The following is a 15,166-nucleotide window of genomic DNA, read 5'->3' on the forward strand; positions in this document are numbered from 1 at the left end:
TATGTCTGCCTCACGACATATAAGGATGGCACCGGAATGGTGCTGATCATGGAACGGATGAACTGGCGGTCATCGATCAACGCCTGCGAACGTGTGCCCAGAATGAGCCGACCGTCAGCACGGCGAAAAGCACTAGAGGATGATATTCACGCCCTACTGGGAAACATGCCCGGCATAGCGGCGAGCATGAATATGCCCGTGGGCGCCCACATGGCCACGGCCATGTAGAACATGTTGAGGTTGTTCCGGAAATCGCCCGGGCCATTGATCATGGAGAACATCACCACGTACATGACGATGAAGCCCAGGATCATGTTGATCCAGAACTTCAGGTGGGGGTGTCCTTTGCCGCCGTGGCCGCGATGCTTGTCCTGCAACTGGGCGGGTTGTCCATGTTCGGTCGTTTTCGCTTTCCTCGGTGTCGCACAGTTCAGGCGAGTGAAAGCCTCGGTGCTGTTTACCGCAAGCGCTTTGGTCAGTGCTCGCCCTGTTTAATTGCGCTGGCGCAACGAACCAAAGCTGCAGGCAGGCTATTGTGAGCTCAACAATATCGAAAAGGACACCACATGCGCGCGCCCAATCGCCTACTCCCCGTCCTGGCAGCTATTTTGATGTTGGTCACCTCTGCCGGAGCCGTTTCGGCAGCCGGGTCTCATGAGCATCCTGAGGAGAACGGCACAGCCGCTGTGCCGCTCGACATTGTTCGGAAGGCTACCGATCTGCCGGCATGGGAGAGCCGTGCGCCGCAGACCATCATGATAGACCTTGAAACAGTGGAGGTGACCGGAGCGCTCGCGGATGGCGCCACCTACCATTACTGGACCTTCAACAGGAAAGTGCCAGGGCCCTTCGTGCGGGCTCGCGTGGGCGACACCATCAAGGTCAGCCTCCACAATGCCTCCGACAGTTCGGAACCCCACAGTGTCGACTTCCATGCTGCCACAGGCCCGGGCGGCGGCGGGGTGGCAACCCATGCAGAAGCGGGCGAAACCCGGGAGTTCTCCTTCAAGGCCCTAAAGCCTGGACTCTACGTGTACCATTGCGCCGTGCCATCAGTGGCACAACACATCTCAAATGGGATGTACGGTTTAATCTTGGTCGAGCCCGAAGAAGGGCTGCCGCCCGTGGATAGAGAATTCTATGTCATGCAGGGGGAGCTCTATACCGCTGAGGCATTTGGTACGCAGGGTAACCTGCAAGGGAGTGTGGAGAAGCTCGGGGCTGAACAGCCTGAGTACTACGTCTTCAACGGTGCCGCCGAAGCACTTACTGGTGACAATGCGCTGATGGCCGAAACAGGCGAGACCATCCGGATCTATTTCGGCGTTGGTGGGCCAAACAAAGACTCCAGCTTCCATGTCATCGGAGAAATATTCGATCGCGCTTATCAGCTGGGATCATTCGCCAGCCCACCGATGCTGGATGTTGGTACTATCTCTGTGCCGCCAGGCAGTGCTGCTGTGGTGGATATGACGCTGGAGGTGCCGGGGGAGTTCAACCTGGTTGATCATGCACTTTCGCGAGCCGAACGTGGCCTCCTTGGCAAGCTGGTCGTCACCGGCAAAGAGCAGCCGGATATCTTCGATGCGCCTGGCCTAAGCTCTGCTGAACCCGAATTTGGACATAAGCCTGAACCTGAACTGGACGTGGGCCACACACATGGCTGAAATTCGGTATTCAATACCGAGCAGGATCCTTTGAAGGAATAAGTAGATGAAGGTTTTCACCCGCAGATCGGCCCTATTTCTGGGCGCAGCCGCCTGGGGGCTGACGATCATACCCGCTTTCAGCGTCGAGAACGTCCAGGCTGTGATAGTCTGGAAAGATCGGTATTGTGGCTGCTGCGGTGGTTGGATGGCCCATATGCGAGCAAACGGTTTTTCCGTTCAGGCTGCCGATGTCGAAGACATGGAGGCGGTGAAGAACGCAAGAGGCATTCCTCTGGAGCTTCGCTCCTGCCACACAGCCCTCATCGGCGACTACCTCATTGAAGGCCATGTGCCGGTTGGCGCCATAAACAGGCTGCTGGAAACGAGACCTGCAAACGTCTCAGGCCTAGCTGTCGCAGGCATGCCGCTCGGTTCGCCGGGCATGAGCGCACCGCAAGGCTATCCGCCGGACAACTACGACGTGATCTCGTTTGGAAACGCCGAGCAATCCGTGTTCATGCGCTTTGCCGGTGAGCAACGGCTTTAGTTGCAGCAGACTGGGGGACAAGTGAAGGGGCGCTATATGCGCCCCTTCTGCTTTGCCTAATTCTGCGCTTCAGCGGGAGCCTGCTCCTCAAGCCAGGACATCATTTCGGCGATCTCCTGCTCTTGGGAGTCGATGATCTTCTGCGCCATGGCCTTGGCGTCTTCGTTGTCACCATGCTCGAGCTCAGCCTTAGCCATGTTTACCGCACTCTGGTGGTGGGGGATCATGCCGCAGACGAATGCTACGTCCACGTCCTCGGCCATCATGCCCATCATCATCTGCTGGTTCATCTCATCCATGCCCTCCATCAGGGCCATGTGAGCTTCATCCATCTGTCCTGGTTCCATGGACATTTCTTCCATCGGATGCTCGCCGCCGGTCATGCAGATATCGGGAAGCTGCATCTGGCCTGAGGCCATGTTCGACATGTCATGCCCCCCGTGTTCCTGAGCGAGAAGGGTTCCTGACGAGGCAGCGAGCAGCACACCAGCTACAGCAGTTACTTTGAAGAAGTTCATTTGTTCATTCCTGAAAAGTTTCCAAACGGGTAATCGGAAGGGTCAGGAATGCCTTGGTGGTCGATCAAGGCGCGCGATGGGCCAGCTCACATTGACAGGGGTGGACACAGGGTGGCGCGGAGATCGGTTCCAACTGGGAGGAGTGGCAGAAGCAGGTCCCGGTAAGGCAGCGAGGCACAATCCCACTCCGCAACATTCAGGCAAAGTGTGATGATGCTGCTCGCAAGCCAAAACGCCGCAGTCGTTATCGGGATGAACCTGGTCTTGATGCTGGTGGTGAGCAACGGCAAGCTGACTTGCCATCGCGCTGTGGTGCAGTGTCATGGCCGACACCACAGCCAGCACGACGGCAATGATTATCCGCAAGCGCCACCTGCGGCTATGCTCCAAGCGGTCACGTTTCATGGCAACTGAACCCACACATCTTTGTACGGTTCCTCATGTAATTCGGGCAAGGGGCAGCAAGCATATCCATCGACCTACACAATCGTCGCCCCGCGAAGGCGTAGGGAGTTGGCAATTACGCTGACCGAGGACAGTGCCATGGCCGCCGCAGCGATCGCTGGTGACAAGGTAATGCCGAAAAACGGATAGAGAAGACCCGCTGCAACCGGTACCCCAGCTGCGTTGTAGATGAACGCGAAGAACAGGTTCTGGCGGATGTTTCCCATTGTTGCGTGCGATAGGCGGCGGGCACGGACAATGCCCATCAGGTCCCCATTGAGCAAGGTCACCCCCGCACTTTCCATGGCAACATCGGTTCCGGTTCCCATGGCAATGCCGACATCGGCGGCTGCGAGCGCAGGCGCGTCATTAACACCATCACCGGCCATGGCCACCACCTTGCCTTGGGATCTAAGGCGTTCGACCACCTCGCTCTTGCGTTCTGGAAGTACGTCGGCCTCCACTTCGGTGATTCCGAGACGTTGGGCAACCGCCTGTGCGGTTACGGCATTGTCGCCGGTCATCATGACGACGCGGATGTTCTCCGACCTTAGCGCAGACAGAGCTTCGGCCGTCGTCTGCCGGATGGGGTCGGCAATACCGATGCCCCCGGCAATTTTTCCCTCGATTGCCACCAGCACGACTGTGGCGCCTTCGGATCGGATATCGTCGGCCTTTCCCTTCCAGTCTTCTACCGGCACGCCTTCAGAAGCGAGATACTTAGCGCTGCCGATCAGCACCCGCTTTCCGTCTACCAGCCCCGTCAATCCTTTCCCGACAGGAGAGTCCACATCGAAGGGGTTGGACAGTTCAAGGGTGCGTTCCTGGGCCGCAGCCACGATGGCAACACCAAGCGGATGCTCGCTAGCGCGCTCCAGGCTGGCCGCCACACCGAGAAGGGTATGCTCATCGAATCCTTCGGCTGGAAGAAGGTGCGTCACTTTGGGCTTACCTTCGGTCAGGGTGCCGGTCTTGTCCACGACGATGGTGTCGACCTTTTCCAGACGTTCAAGGGCTTCCGCATTCTTGACCAACAGCCCGGTTTGGGCACCCTTACCTACACCCACCATGATAGACATGGGCGTTGCCAAACCGAGGGCACAAGGACAGGCTATGATCAGCACAGACACGGCGGCGACGAGCGCATGGGCGAAACGAGGTTCAGGGCCCCAGATCATCCAGGCGCCGAATGCCAGGATCGCGATGCCGATCACCAGGGGGACGAACCAACCGGAGACTTGATCCGCCAAGCGCTGGATGGGCGCCCTTGAACGCTGGGCGGCAGCCACCATTTGCACGATGCGGGCCAGCATGGTGTCGCGGCCAACGCCTGTCGCCTCCATGACCAGACCCCCAGACTGATTGATGGTGCCGGCGACCAGCTTGGCGCCTTCGCTCTTGGTGACAGGCATGGACTCGCCGGTCACCATGGACTCGTCCACTGCGCTGCGACCTTCCAGTACCCTGCCATCGACTGGTACCTGTTCGCCCGGTCGCACCCGTAGCCGGTCACCGACGAGGACGAGATCCACTTCGACCTCTTCGTCGGAGCCATCTGCCGTGATGCGGCGGGCGATCTTCGGCGCCAGGTTAAGCAGTGCCTTTATGGCGCCAGAGGTCTGCTCCCTGGCACGCAGTTCAAGAACCTGGCCCAGCAGAGCGAGAGCAGTGATAACGGCTGCGGCCTCGAAGTAGACGGGAACGGCACCGTCCATCCCCCTCATGTTCGTGGGGAAGATCGCGGGAAACAGGGTTGCCACAACCGAGTAGAGCCAAGCCACACCGATGCCCATGGCGATCAGCGTGAACATGTTAAGGCTGCGGTTGCGTATAGAGGCCCAGCCACGCTCGAAGAACGGCCACCCTGCCCAGAGGACGACCGGTGTTGCCAGAACCAGCTGTATCCAGTTCAGCGTCTGCCCCGACACCCAATGGTGCAGGTCGACCACATGTGCGGTCATCTCCAAGACGAACACCGGTAGCGCCAGCGCTGACCCGATCCAGAACCGCCGCGTCATGTCCTGCAGTTCCGGGCTTGGCCCTATGTCCGCTGTGGGCAACTCCGGCTCAAGGGCCATTCCACAGATGGGGCAAGACCCGGGTTCGTTCCGCCTGATCTCTGGATGCATCGGGCAAGTCCAGATCGTGCCGGGCGGCGCCGTTTCGATCGGGGCGTTCACTTCCCCCAGATACTTGGTCGGCTCGGCCATGAACTTGCTTCGGCAAGTTTCCGAGCAGAAGTAGTAGGTACTGCCTTCGTAGGTCGCCTTGTGCTGCGCAGTCAGCGGATTGACCGTCATTCCGCATACGGGATCCTTGGTCGCAGACGCGCTTTCAGGCGCCCCATCGCGCCTATGGTGATGGGCGTGATGCTGGTGATCATGGTCGTTGTGCATTGGGTGTTCGGACATGATGATCTCCTTTGTCCAACCCTGCACCTTCCTGCGGTGGCAAGGTCAAGGGGGATCGAAGTCTTTTGGCCGAATGTCCGTATGTTGACCCGTCAGACCAAAAGCAGACTGACGGCTACCCACCCCATTCCGGCCGTTCAGCCCAAGATTGTCGTCGACCAATAGCAAACGACATCGCTCAATCAGGTGTACAGCCGCAGGGGAGGGGGGGACTGCCAAAGGCTATCGTACTCAACTCACCATCTTGTCACTGCCGCCGTTGTAGGGCGGACTTGATGGTGGGCTGAAATGCTAAGGCGCAATGGCCCCAGGTCATGGAGCTGAGATCTAAAAAGCGCTTTTAATTCTAAAAGGAGCTGAACAGTGACTTCTGCGCTGTCTTGAGTGCGCCAATGGCATCATGTCGTCGCTGTTGCCACACTGTCCTCACAGCTAAGAAATCGATCGAGCTGCCAGACACCTTCCCACTTGTTCTTGCGCAAGACGTAGAAGAACTCGAACAGTTCGATCGGATGTAGGCTCCCGGCCACTAGGTTGTCGTCCCAGGAAAGGTAGTTGTCGTTCACGTCCATGCCGAACAGACGGCCATAGTCGATGGCGAGCTGAGCGGAATCCGCAGCGGACTCACCGCCCATGATGGCGTGACCGAAATCCAGAAGGATCCCTATATTGGGCAGGCCGATCTCCTCGGTGCCAAGCAGCGTGCGAGCAACGGAGCCGAAGCTCATGCAGACGCGTGCCTCGCGCGGCTTGTACTCGATGACGAACTTGAGGCCGGATCCTCGCTTGCGAGTTGCCCCACTCCATCGAGAGAATGTTGCCAGAGCGTGCCGTAATCGACCCGGAAGGGATAATCCCACCCATCCTGACCAGCCAGAGTTTGACATAGTCGGCCCCGAAGAAGCGCACCTGCTCGCAAGCGTCGCTCACCAGCTCATGGGTGCGACGTCGGATCCCGGCGTCGGGGTCGGTCAACGAGCCCTTCACGAAGTTTCGGGTGTAGATCTCGGGAGTGATACCAATGGCACTGAGACTGTTAGGATCGAGTGCCTCCTTGACCTGTTTGTTCGAGAATTCGCCACCAAAAAAGGATAGTTGATGTCGACAACCGACGTGCTTGGAAATTTAGCTGCCGAGCGGCGGCACAGTGCTTGCCTTAGCTCCTGCGCGGGCCAGGCTGGTCAGAGTCCTGTGGCAAGGAAGATGCCATGGCGCGAATGGTTTGAAGCGCCAACGGGAGGTCAGCGCCGACCACCTCCGCTAATGACTCATTTTTTTCGATTGCTTCCCGTATCGAGCTACGTTCCAAGATGGCATTCACCGGGTCGATTTCCGCCATGTCGGCATAAAGTATTGCGGCAATGAGTTCCTGAAGCAGAGCGCCGGATCTGTCGGCCCGCACCCATTTTTGTATGAACCCTGCTGAGTTTGCGGCCATCGCTGACGCCAAGAGACCATTGGAAAACGTAGACATGAGTTCCGCTTTAACAGGCGGGAGCAAACCTGCTCCGGTGGATAGATCGACCGCAACACACGCGGCCATTTTGATCATGGTAAGCTCTGTTAGTGAGCGCTTTCTCACAGCGAAGCTGACCACCAATCGATTGAAAAGAATTTTCTCACTGACCAACGCAAGCGTCAAGCATGAACTGGATTAGTCATGCCAAATTATTCGGAACAATTTTAGTCTATGTTCCCCGGATGTTCCCTCGACATCAAACCTGAATACTCTCCAATTTCTTGCTGGTTAGGAAGCTAAGTAGTGTTAGCTTCTCTTTGCTTGTAATGAGAAGCAAATCCGGCCACTCCGTGATAACTTTCACTTATCACGAACTGATTTTTGCTTCTCATTGGAGCGCACCCGATTTTGACCGGCAGGCAGCATAGCCGACAGGGCATTAGCATGCCCTCTGCAAATCTTATGGTTTGCAGCTTGAAGAGGCGGGATGGATGCTTACTTACATTATCCCCAGTTAATCTCTGGAAGTTTCATGATGATTGCTTGAGCTTCTTCATGGAAGGTTTCCACGACAACTTTGACATCGTCACGATCGTCGTGTCCAACAGTCAGGTGATATTCCTCGCCGATAAGCTCATCGACGTAAAATTCTCGATACACCTCGAACCCTAATTCCTCAAGGTCTACGATCAAGTTGAAGTAAGCCTCCTCGAACTCTTTGACTAAGTGCTTGTGGATGCGCTGGCTCAAGGGGTCGTCAGGATCATACTCGTTCAAGTCGGAGTAATAAACCATCGCCTCAGAGGTGGAGAGGATGAGCTTTACAAAGATATGCTGGCGAGTAGCTGAATTTCTGTTTGGCATAGGTGCCTCCTTTGTTGAGAGGCATCTCATCTAAACCGAAAAACCTTATTCTAGGTTAGCTGGAACATGCCGGTTTACTAATCCCACAGATATTGATTGTAACAAATTGCTCCTATCCGGGTTTGTAATAGTGGTGAGCAGACAGGACGGGAAATGGGACAATGATTTTAGCCCAGACTCACCAACATGCGGCGCTTAGTGGCAGCAATGCGCCCCTTTTTGGCCACTAACAACGCCTCTTGGATCTCCTGAATGCAGACGGTCCACGCAAGTCGAGGCGATGGCGATTTGGCGTAATTTGCTGTCCCCGGAATGGCAGAGTAAAATGGCGTCTTTTAGGGTAGGCTAGAATTGCTCCCAATCAGCGGCGAGAGCGGTATTACCCGATATCTGCGATACGGATCGAACTGCCGGTGTGGGTTTGGCCAACTTCTGCGACTGCGGTACCGACTGAACGGTCCCGGTCAGTCGGAATACATCTACGATCTGATCGAGTTCAACCGCCTGGCCCTCGGTCTGCTCGATGGCCGCATTGGTTTGTTCCACCAGCGCCGCATTGTGCTGGGTCATCTCGTCCATGGTCCGCACGGCCATGGTCACTTCTTCAAGCGCCTGCGACTGCTCTCTATTGGCCCGGGCAATGGTATCGATCAGCCCGGCGCTTTCCTCGGCGCGGGTCTGTATATCAAGTAGCGTCTCGGCGGCGCGCGCCACCAATTGGGTGCCGTTTCGCACCTCGCCTGCGCTGGCATCAATCAATTGCTTGACGTCGCTCGAGGCCTGGGCCGCGCTCTGTGCAAGCCGCCGCACTTCCACGGCGACCACGGCAAAACCCTTGCCGGCCTCGCCAGCCCGCGCCGCTTCCACCGACGCGTTGAGGGCCAGGAGGTTGGTCTGGAAGGCGATGTCGTCGATCATGCCGATAATGTTGGAGATCTTGCCCGACGATGTTTCGATGGCGCTCATGGCCTGGTTGGCCTCGCCCATCACCGCGCCACCTTCGGTTGCGCTGCGTGATAATTGGCGGGCCGTGTCACTGGCGGCTACCGCCCGTTTTGCATTTTCCACCACCGCCGTGGAAAGCTGTTCAACCGAAGCAGAGGTCTGCTCAATGGCCGCCGCCTGCCGAGTGGTGCGATCGGCCAGATCATTGGCGCCGGACAGAATTTCTCCGGTCGCCGTCTTGAGCGAGCGGGAGGTCTGCTGCAATTGCCCGATGATCTCGGTCAGCCGTTCTGCCACCGCATTGGTGTCCTGCTTGATCTGGTCGAATTCGGGGTCGAGCGCCTCGGTCACCCGGCTGGTGAGATTGCCCCGGGCCACATCACGGAGCACCGCCCCGGTCGCGGCGACGGCTTTGTCGATTTTTGCGCGCGCCGCGTCATTCGCCTCTCGGGCATCGGCCGTCAGCTTGTCAAAATAGGCGGTTACGCCAAGCTCGACATCGAGCAGCATGGATTTGAGCACCGCCACCAACATGTCGGCCATGGCATCCGCATCAGCCAGCACGGCTTCCGCCTTGCGCGGTACGGAACGGCCGAAGCGGCCTTTTTCCGGCTCGAGCGCTGCCGCCATGGTGTCGTGCACCAGTCCGCGCACCAGTGTTTCCATGATCACGCCATAGCCACCGATATGCCAGCGCGGCTCCAGACCGATCTTGGCATGGCGGAGGCCCACCTTGCTGCTGGCCTCCATATAGGCTTGGTCCAGCTGCCCCGTCGCAATGGCTGACCAATGGCCTAGCTGCTTGGACTTGGCCCGATCCATCTGTGGCTTGCCATCAAAGAAGCGGGCCACGGCCGGCACCTCGGCGATCTTGGCATAAAACCGGGTCAGGGCCGGTTCGAGATGAGCCTCGATCATCGGCTGGGCGCGGGCCACGCTGCCCCGCGCATTTTCATCAAGACCGATAAAGTCGAGACGAGACTGGAGAAGATCGGCGGTATCTGAGGTCATGGCGAGGGGCTTCCAGATTGGCTTCTGTGACGTTCTGTGCCCATCGAGATTCGCAAATCTTCATCTGGATCATAGTCACGGAAACCTTAGCCATTCGTGGTAAAGGATGGGTTATCGCGTGATGTGTGCAGGACCTTTCGCTGGGCCTCACCCAGTCTCCGCCCTCCACCTTGAGCAGGCCGCGGCGCCGCTGGACGCGCCAGCCTGGGCACCGCCGCAAGCTGCCCGCTCCGGAACACCGCCACGATCCGGTCCAGCTCACTCGGATGGACTTCGGTCTGCTCGATGGCGGCATCGGTCTCTTCCACAAGCGCAGCATTGTGCTGGGTCAGCTCATCCATCTGCCGCACTGCAATGGCCTCCTCTTCAAGCGCATCGGACTGGTCGCGATTGGCCGTCGCGATGGCATCGATCAGCACCGCGCTTTCCTCCGCTCCGGTCAAAATGTCCTGTAGGCGTTCAGCGGCACGATTGACCAATTGTGCTTCACTGCGCAGTTCGCCCGCTCGCCTCAATCAGCGCCTTGACGTCCGAGGAGGCGCTGGCCGCGCTCTGCGCCAGGCGCCGCACTTCCACCGCAGAGGTCTTGCCGGCGTCAATGGCCCGACCGCTTCAACCGGAGCGTTGAGGCCAACAGATTGGTCTGGAAGGCGATGTCGTCGATCATGCCGATGATATTGGAGATCTTGCCCGAAGAGGTCTCGATGGCGGTCATGGCCTGGGTGGCGTCAGTGGGGGCATTCACCCCATCAGTTCAGCTGATTGAGCGATAGGTTCTGGCAGTGACCGGAGTAGACGACGACAAATGCGGCGGCAGCTAAAAGGCGGCTTTCTCCAATCTCTAGCCGAAACCGGTCAGTCCGCAACCGGCCCCATCCTGGCTTTGCGTTTTCCAGGTTCATACTGCGTGTTAAGAAAAGTTACGGGTGTATTTTTTTGACCTGCGATTGTACTCGGAAACGAAGCAAACAGGCCCCGCAGCTAGGAAAAGCTAGGATGGACTGGGACATGTCCGCACGCCCACGATCCTTGTGCGACATGTCCGTTCGGGATACCAGCACCCTCCCAATTCGCAACTGTATTGAGACAAGCAGCAGGCAAAAAAAGGCGGCCCCGAAGAGCCGCCAGTCGCATGGAATATTATAAGCCCGATCAATATAGTGCGTAGGTTAGCAAACAGCAAGCGAACGTCGCGTTGCACAGTTCTATATTTCTGTTACCTCCGGTTTAGACCTCAGGACCTGTCCTGTATGAGTAACGGGGGTGTTGGCAGTATTGACCCTGGACGTGTCCGCAGGAGGTGCTGATGGCTTCTTGGGCAGGCGAGGGAAATAGTGCGGCCATTCATGCTCCGGGCGTGGGCCCAAGCGGGCGACTAACGCCTTCTTGCATTCAGCACGATCCAGCCGCCAGCGCTTCACCAGGATTGCTGTTGCCAGGCTCACGATGTCCTTGACCTTTATCGCGTCCGGCATTTTGCCGGACAGTGAGTGCTCGGACTTGATCAAGAAGCTGATCGTCTCTGTCACCGCCAGATCGACCTGCGTCATGGTCGGTGCACCGGCAGCCTTCCGTGCAGCACGCTCCGCCGCTTTCCTCAAGCGGTCTGCTTCCCGGCGTTTCGATTTCGTGGTGGCAGCATGGGTCATGGCCAATAGCTGCGATATTGGCTGGCAAGGCACAACACCGCCGACGCATGCCGGCGATGGTTAGGACGCACTGCGGCGGAGACGGCCTTTAGGCCCTGGATAGCCTTGCCTTTGGCTGTCATCTCCGGACTGCGACCCAAGGAGCAGTCCACTCTCATCAAAACACCAATTCAGAAGGTAGATCGCCAGCTATCACCTTCTGCTGCTTCAGGCCGTCCGATCTGCCTTGTTCTGGCTGACCCGTAATCAACGATCCTGGCAAGCTGACCAGCCCAGAGAAAACGAGCGCTACCTAGACCAGAAGGTGCCAAAGCTGGCTTGCGCTCACCTCCTCAGGAGTCAGCATATAAGAAGATTCTAGATTACTATAAGAGCGGACTTTTATCTCGCAAGGACAAAAGCAAATCCCCTTATTGACAATGGGTTAGCCTCGCGCCATCTTGCGAGTTGTGCAGTATGTACATCTTGCAAGATTTGAGCCTGTTATGACTGAGTTTTACCCTGTTCTTCACCTCCCCGCGAAATTGGTCGCCGGCATGCGTTTTCGCCCTGCGGAGGGAGAAGACAAGCTTCCCGGGCTAGGCTTCAATGGTGCCGACTTGCGTCTGGTGCTTCTGATATGGTCTGCATTCGGCCAATTGCTGGGCAAGATGACCTTTGATCAGGAAACTGTTTTCATACCCCAGCGTGTGATCTCCTCGCATTTCGGCCGGGTGCAGCCTGATCGTTTGGAAAAGTCGATCAGGCGCATTGCCTACACCGATGTTTGGGATGGCATGGATTGGCACCCTTTGATTGAAAACCGGCACCGCCACCCGGGTGTGCAGACGAACCCGAGGATCATGGTCGGTGACGTTTGGGGGTTCACCATTCCGGAAAGCCTTCGGGCCGTCTTGATCAGGGAGTTCGGTGCAATGCGGCGCTGGGCGTCGTTCCGGATCGACAGCTCTGACCTGCAGCAGCTCGAGAGCAAACATTCCATCTCGCTGCTGTGTCGCTACCGTGCATGGATGTCGGGCTATGCCAAGCCTGAAGGAGCCGTCGGCTTCGCAATGCATCCGAGCAAGAAAGGTCTGGCTGTCGAGGTGATGTCACAGGATCTGCCACGGCTTGTGTTCGGCCACGATGGGCATCTGGCACCGTCCCAGATCCAGCGCCTGTTCGTGACAGAGGCAAAGACCAAGCCGCCAATCTGGATGGAGATGCGCAGGATCGGCATCGATCTGCAGGTGGTGCCCCTCACCACGGTTTATAAGGGGGAGCATGCCTATGACGTCCGCATCGCAGACGTTCAGCAGAAGCGTGTAACAACCGGGCTGGGCAGCTTGGATGCGGCGCTGAAGATGGAGAAGGTGGCTCCAGCACGCAAGAAGATCACCCACCGCCGCAAGCGGGGGCTAAAATCGGCCGAACCTTCAAATGCCACCTAATTCCGTCATTTGATCACAAGGTTTTTGTGCTCTAACCTCACACCCCAGCGCCAGGAGGCACCTTTCATGATGGGACGCAGTGGAACTCGATCGACGATCGGTGCAATGCATGTCGGCAGCGGCTTGATGGCATACGGTGTCGGCCGTGCGATCCAGGACGGCATTGCGCGTGCATCGGCCTTGGCTGCCGAGGATCATGCTCATGAAGTGGGCCAGCGCTATTACCAGCAGCGGCTTGCCCAGCGCAAAGCCGAGGTGCGGGCGGACGGCAAGGCGGCATTGGCAGAGCTGGTTGCTTTGCGGAAGCGCTTGCACGGCTGACGCCAAAACGGCCGAATATTTTCACCATCAGTGCAGCTGCCGCCAAGACCTTGTTTTTGGCGGCATTTTTGCGCCGCAAATAAATCGTCCATTGCCCCTTGAAGATGTAGCCATTTGGCTACATCTTCACGTCAGATGCAGTGAGCATCGCCCCTAACCGGAGACCTGAAATGACGATCAATCTTCGTGATCTTGCCAACCGCCCTGCATCTTCCGTCAGCGATGCAGATGTTGCCGCCGCCATTGAAGTCATGCTGGCCGATCCCCGCGTTACAAAGGCCATCCACGTGGGCCGTGAAAACGGTGCTCCCGACGGCCGCCAGATGATTGATTTCGCCATGGTCGGCTTCGAAGGGGTGCACACGGTCGGGCGTTGCATCTCCGCATTCTACGACGCCTCACGCCTGCAGCAGATTGCCTTCGACAAAGCCCGAGCTGAAGAAGCAAAGGCCCGCCACAAGCGTGATGCTTTGAATAAGAAGTTGCTGGCCTTGGCTGTTCCGTATCCCGGACGCGACGAAGAATTCGACGACTTCGCTGACGGCATTGAAGCCGATCTCACCGGCGTCCCCGGCTCGCTTGTTGACGATAAGCTTGAACGGGCTCGTCTGTATCTGGCTTATCTCGACAGCAAGAAGATCAAGAAGCCGAAGGCACCACGGTGGACTGGTCCATCGCTGAAGGGCCTCGGTGGTTCGACGAAACAGAAGCACTGGGCCGCTCAGATCCGGGCCGAAAAGCTCGGCTCGTTCAGCGAAGAGAACCGCAAGTTTTTCGATGAAAACACGGTCCACAGCAGCTTTTGGATCGAATATCGCAATCACACCGGAGCGGAGATTTCCGCTCGCATGGACACCGTCTATGCAAAGCTGCAGGCTGCAATTTCCGCCCGGGTGGCTTATGCCAAAGAACACGCAACGGAGCGTGGCGTGGTCATCACTGGCGAATACAACGATCTCCTGAACGCTGTTTCAGCAGCACAGGCAAAATGGCACCGCCTGCTCGATGGCGAAGACAAGTGGTAATAATGGCTGTTGATCTCACTCACCCTGAACGCCCGTCAACGCCTGCGATGACCGGCGCCGAAATGCAGGCCATCCGCAAACGCCTCGGCCTCAGCACTGTTCAGCTAGGGCGGGCCATCGGATACGTCGGGGCGGACAATACGGTCAGTGTCACCGTCCGTCGGTATGAGAGCGATGGCCGCGATATCCCGCCCTGGATCGCCCGCCTGCTGATCATGTTCGATCGACATGGCGTTCCGGAAGAGTTCAAATGAAATAAGGCCGCCTGGAGTGATCCAGCGGCCTTTCGACTTTCAAGGATTACTTGATAGTTCAGACCCGGGCAAAACCCGCCGCCAACCGCTCCGGCCGCGGCCGCCGGCGCCTGCGTTCGATCTCCGGCTCAGGCTCCTGAGCCACGGCTGCGGCATAGGCTTCGACGCTTTCGCGATCATAAGCCAGCAGCCCCCTGATTGTTCGGTGGCCCTTCATGTGTTGGCGGAGCTCTTCAGGCTTGGCCTTTGCCACCATCGCCAGCATCTCGGGGCTCATCACTCCCAGCCACTGAACGGCTTGCGGGCTCAGGCCGTCGCTCAGATCTTCCGATGGCATCTGACCTGCTGCCAGCTGTCCGGCAATTTGCCGGACGTGCTCCAGCCTTTGGTCTGCTGCAGGTGTCACCTGTGCCTGTTCCACGGCCTCGGCATATTGCTCGACCAGCTCAGATGGATCCGTCGGGCGATATCCAGGCATGCACTTCAAGATGAAGCGGCCCAGATCGACACTCCACGCCAGCACAAACACCGGAATGGCCGCCAGCACCTTTGCCACCATCGCCAAAACTCTTTTCATCGTCACCTCCATACGCCCACCGCGAGCTTGAAGGTGATCATGGAGGCAGCGAAAGCATGGAA

At 57.8% G+C, this 15,166-nt stretch carries 18 protein-coding genes; 8 read left to right on the forward strand and 10 right to left on the reverse strand.

The window, feature by feature from the left end:
* Positions 1-146: 146 nt before the first annotated feature.
* Complete coding sequence (locus DDE77_RS20155; protein ID WP_342748581.1) at positions 147-377, reverse strand: hypothetical protein; 231 nt, start codon at positions 375-377, stop codon at positions 147-149.
* A 309-nt stretch (positions 378-686) separates the two neighbouring features.
* On the opposite strand from DDE77_RS20155, the gene nirK reads away from it, so the two are divergent.
* Both nirK and DDE77_RS17215 read left to right on the forward strand, forming a co-directional pair.
* Positions 687-1,667, forward strand: a complete 981-nt coding sequence (nirK, locus tag DDE77_RS17210) for a copper-containing nitrite reductase (RefSeq protein WP_245895368.1) — start codon at positions 687-689, stop codon at positions 1,665-1,667.
* Between the two features lie 46 nt (positions 1,668-1,713).
* Positions 1,714-2,196: a DUF411 domain-containing protein gene (locus DDE77_RS17215; RefSeq protein ID WP_108398718.1), complete on the forward strand. Its 483-nt coding sequence runs from the start codon at positions 1,714-1,716 to the stop codon at positions 2,194-2,196.
* A 56-nt stretch (positions 2,197-2,252) separates the two neighbouring features.
* Here DDE77_RS17215 and DDE77_RS17220 read toward each other — a convergent pair whose 3' ends face one another.
* Positions 2,253-2,714 carry a DUF305 domain-containing protein gene (locus DDE77_RS17220; RefSeq protein ID WP_245895369.1) on the reverse strand — a complete coding sequence of 154 codons (462 nt, stop codon included), beginning with the start codon at positions 2,712-2,714 and terminating at the stop codon, positions 2,253-2,255.
* A gap of 210 nt (positions 2,715-2,924) precedes the next feature.
* Here DDE77_RS17220 and DDE77_RS17225 point away from each other — a divergent pair, with 210 nt between their 5' ends.
* The gene (locus DDE77_RS17225; RefSeq protein ID WP_108398719.1) at positions 2,925-3,128 is read left to right on the forward strand and encodes a hypothetical protein; all 204 of its coding nucleotides are present in this window, start codon (positions 2,925-2,927) and stop codon (positions 3,126-3,128) included.
* Between the two features lie 65 nt (positions 3,129-3,193).
* On the opposite strand, the gene DDE77_RS17230 is transcribed toward DDE77_RS17225, so the two are convergent.
* From DDE77_RS17230 to DDE77_RS20105, 7 genes are all read right to left on the reverse strand, one after another.
* On the reverse strand, positions 3,194-5,569 hold the full coding sequence (locus DDE77_RS17230; protein ID WP_157959910.1) for a heavy metal translocating P-type ATPase: 2,376 nt from the start codon (positions 5,567-5,569) through the stop codon (positions 3,194-3,196).
* A 398-nt stretch (positions 5,570-5,967) separates the two neighbouring features.
* The gene (locus DDE77_RS19765; RefSeq protein WP_210204423.1) at positions 5,968-6,297 is read right to left on the reverse strand and encodes an apurinic/apyrimidinic endonuclease family protein; all 330 of its coding nucleotides are present in this window, start codon (positions 6,295-6,297) and stop codon (positions 5,968-5,970) included.
* 428 nt (positions 6,298-6,725) lie between these two features.
* Complete coding sequence (locus DDE77_RS17240) at positions 6,726-7,121, reverse strand: hypothetical protein (protein ID WP_157959911.1); 396 nt, start codon at positions 7,119-7,121, stop codon at positions 6,726-6,728.
* Between the two features lie 411 nt (positions 7,122-7,532).
* Entirely contained in the window at positions 7,533-7,892 is a 360-nt protein-coding gene (locus DDE77_RS17245; RefSeq protein WP_108398722.1) for a hypothetical protein, read from the reverse strand.
* Positions 7,893-8,237: 345 nt separating this feature from the next.
* Positions 8,238-9,848 (reverse strand): methyl-accepting chemotaxis protein, encoded by a 1,611-nt coding sequence (locus tag DDE77_RS17250; protein ID WP_245895370.1) that lies wholly within the window; start codon positions 9,846-9,848, stop codon positions 8,238-8,240.
* A gap of 86 nt (positions 9,849-9,934) precedes the next feature.
* On the reverse strand, positions 9,935-10,363 hold the full coding sequence (locus tag DDE77_RS17255; RefSeq protein WP_108398723.1) for a hypothetical protein: 429 nt from the start codon (positions 10,361-10,363) through the stop codon (positions 9,935-9,937).
* A gap of 80 nt (positions 10,364-10,443) precedes the next feature.
* Positions 10,444-10,593, reverse strand: a complete 150-nt coding sequence (locus tag DDE77_RS20105; RefSeq protein ID WP_281261313.1) for a methyl-accepting chemotaxis protein — start codon at positions 10,591-10,593, stop codon at positions 10,444-10,446.
* Positions 10,594-11,294: 701 nt separating this feature from the next.
* Between DDE77_RS20105 and DDE77_RS19700 the strand changes: the two genes are divergently transcribed.
* The 5 genes from DDE77_RS19700 to DDE77_RS17285 all read left to right on the forward strand — a co-directional run bounded on the left by DDE77_RS19700 (position 11,295) and on the right by DDE77_RS17285 (position 14,527).
* Complete coding sequence (locus DDE77_RS19700) at positions 11,295-11,561, forward strand: hypothetical protein (RefSeq protein WP_108398724.1); 267 nt, start codon at positions 11,295-11,297, stop codon at positions 11,559-11,561.
* 460 nt (positions 11,562-12,021) lie between these two features.
* Positions 12,022-12,927 carry a hypothetical protein gene (locus DDE77_RS17270; RefSeq protein WP_108398725.1) on the forward strand — a complete coding sequence of 302 codons (906 nt, stop codon included), beginning with the start codon at positions 12,022-12,024 and terminating at the stop codon, positions 12,925-12,927.
* Positions 12,928-13,053: 126 nt separating this feature from the next.
* Entirely contained in the window at positions 13,054-13,248 is a 195-nt protein-coding gene (locus tag DDE77_RS17275) for a hypothetical protein (protein ID WP_157959914.1), read from the forward strand.
* Positions 13,249-13,418: 170 nt separating this feature from the next.
* Entirely contained in the window at positions 13,419-14,273 is an 855-nt protein-coding gene (locus DDE77_RS17280) for a hypothetical protein (protein ID WP_108398727.1), read from the forward strand.
* Positions 14,274-14,275: 2 nt separating this feature from the next.
* On the forward strand, positions 14,276-14,527 hold the full coding sequence (locus DDE77_RS17285) for a helix-turn-helix domain-containing protein (protein ID WP_157959915.1): 252 nt from the start codon (positions 14,276-14,278) through the stop codon (positions 14,525-14,527).
* A gap of 58 nt (positions 14,528-14,585) precedes the next feature.
* Here the strand turns inward: DDE77_RS17285 and DDE77_RS17290 are convergent, their stop codons facing one another.
* Complete coding sequence (locus tag DDE77_RS17290; RefSeq protein ID WP_157959916.1) at positions 14,586-15,104, reverse strand: hypothetical protein; 519 nt, start codon at positions 15,102-15,104, stop codon at positions 14,586-14,588.
* Positions 15,105-15,166: the final 62 nt, after the last annotated feature.

Source organism: Devosia submarina (assembly GCF_003056345.1).
GTDB classification, from domain to species: domain Bacteria; phylum Pseudomonadota; class Alphaproteobacteria; order Rhizobiales; family Devosiaceae; genus Devosia; species Devosia submarina.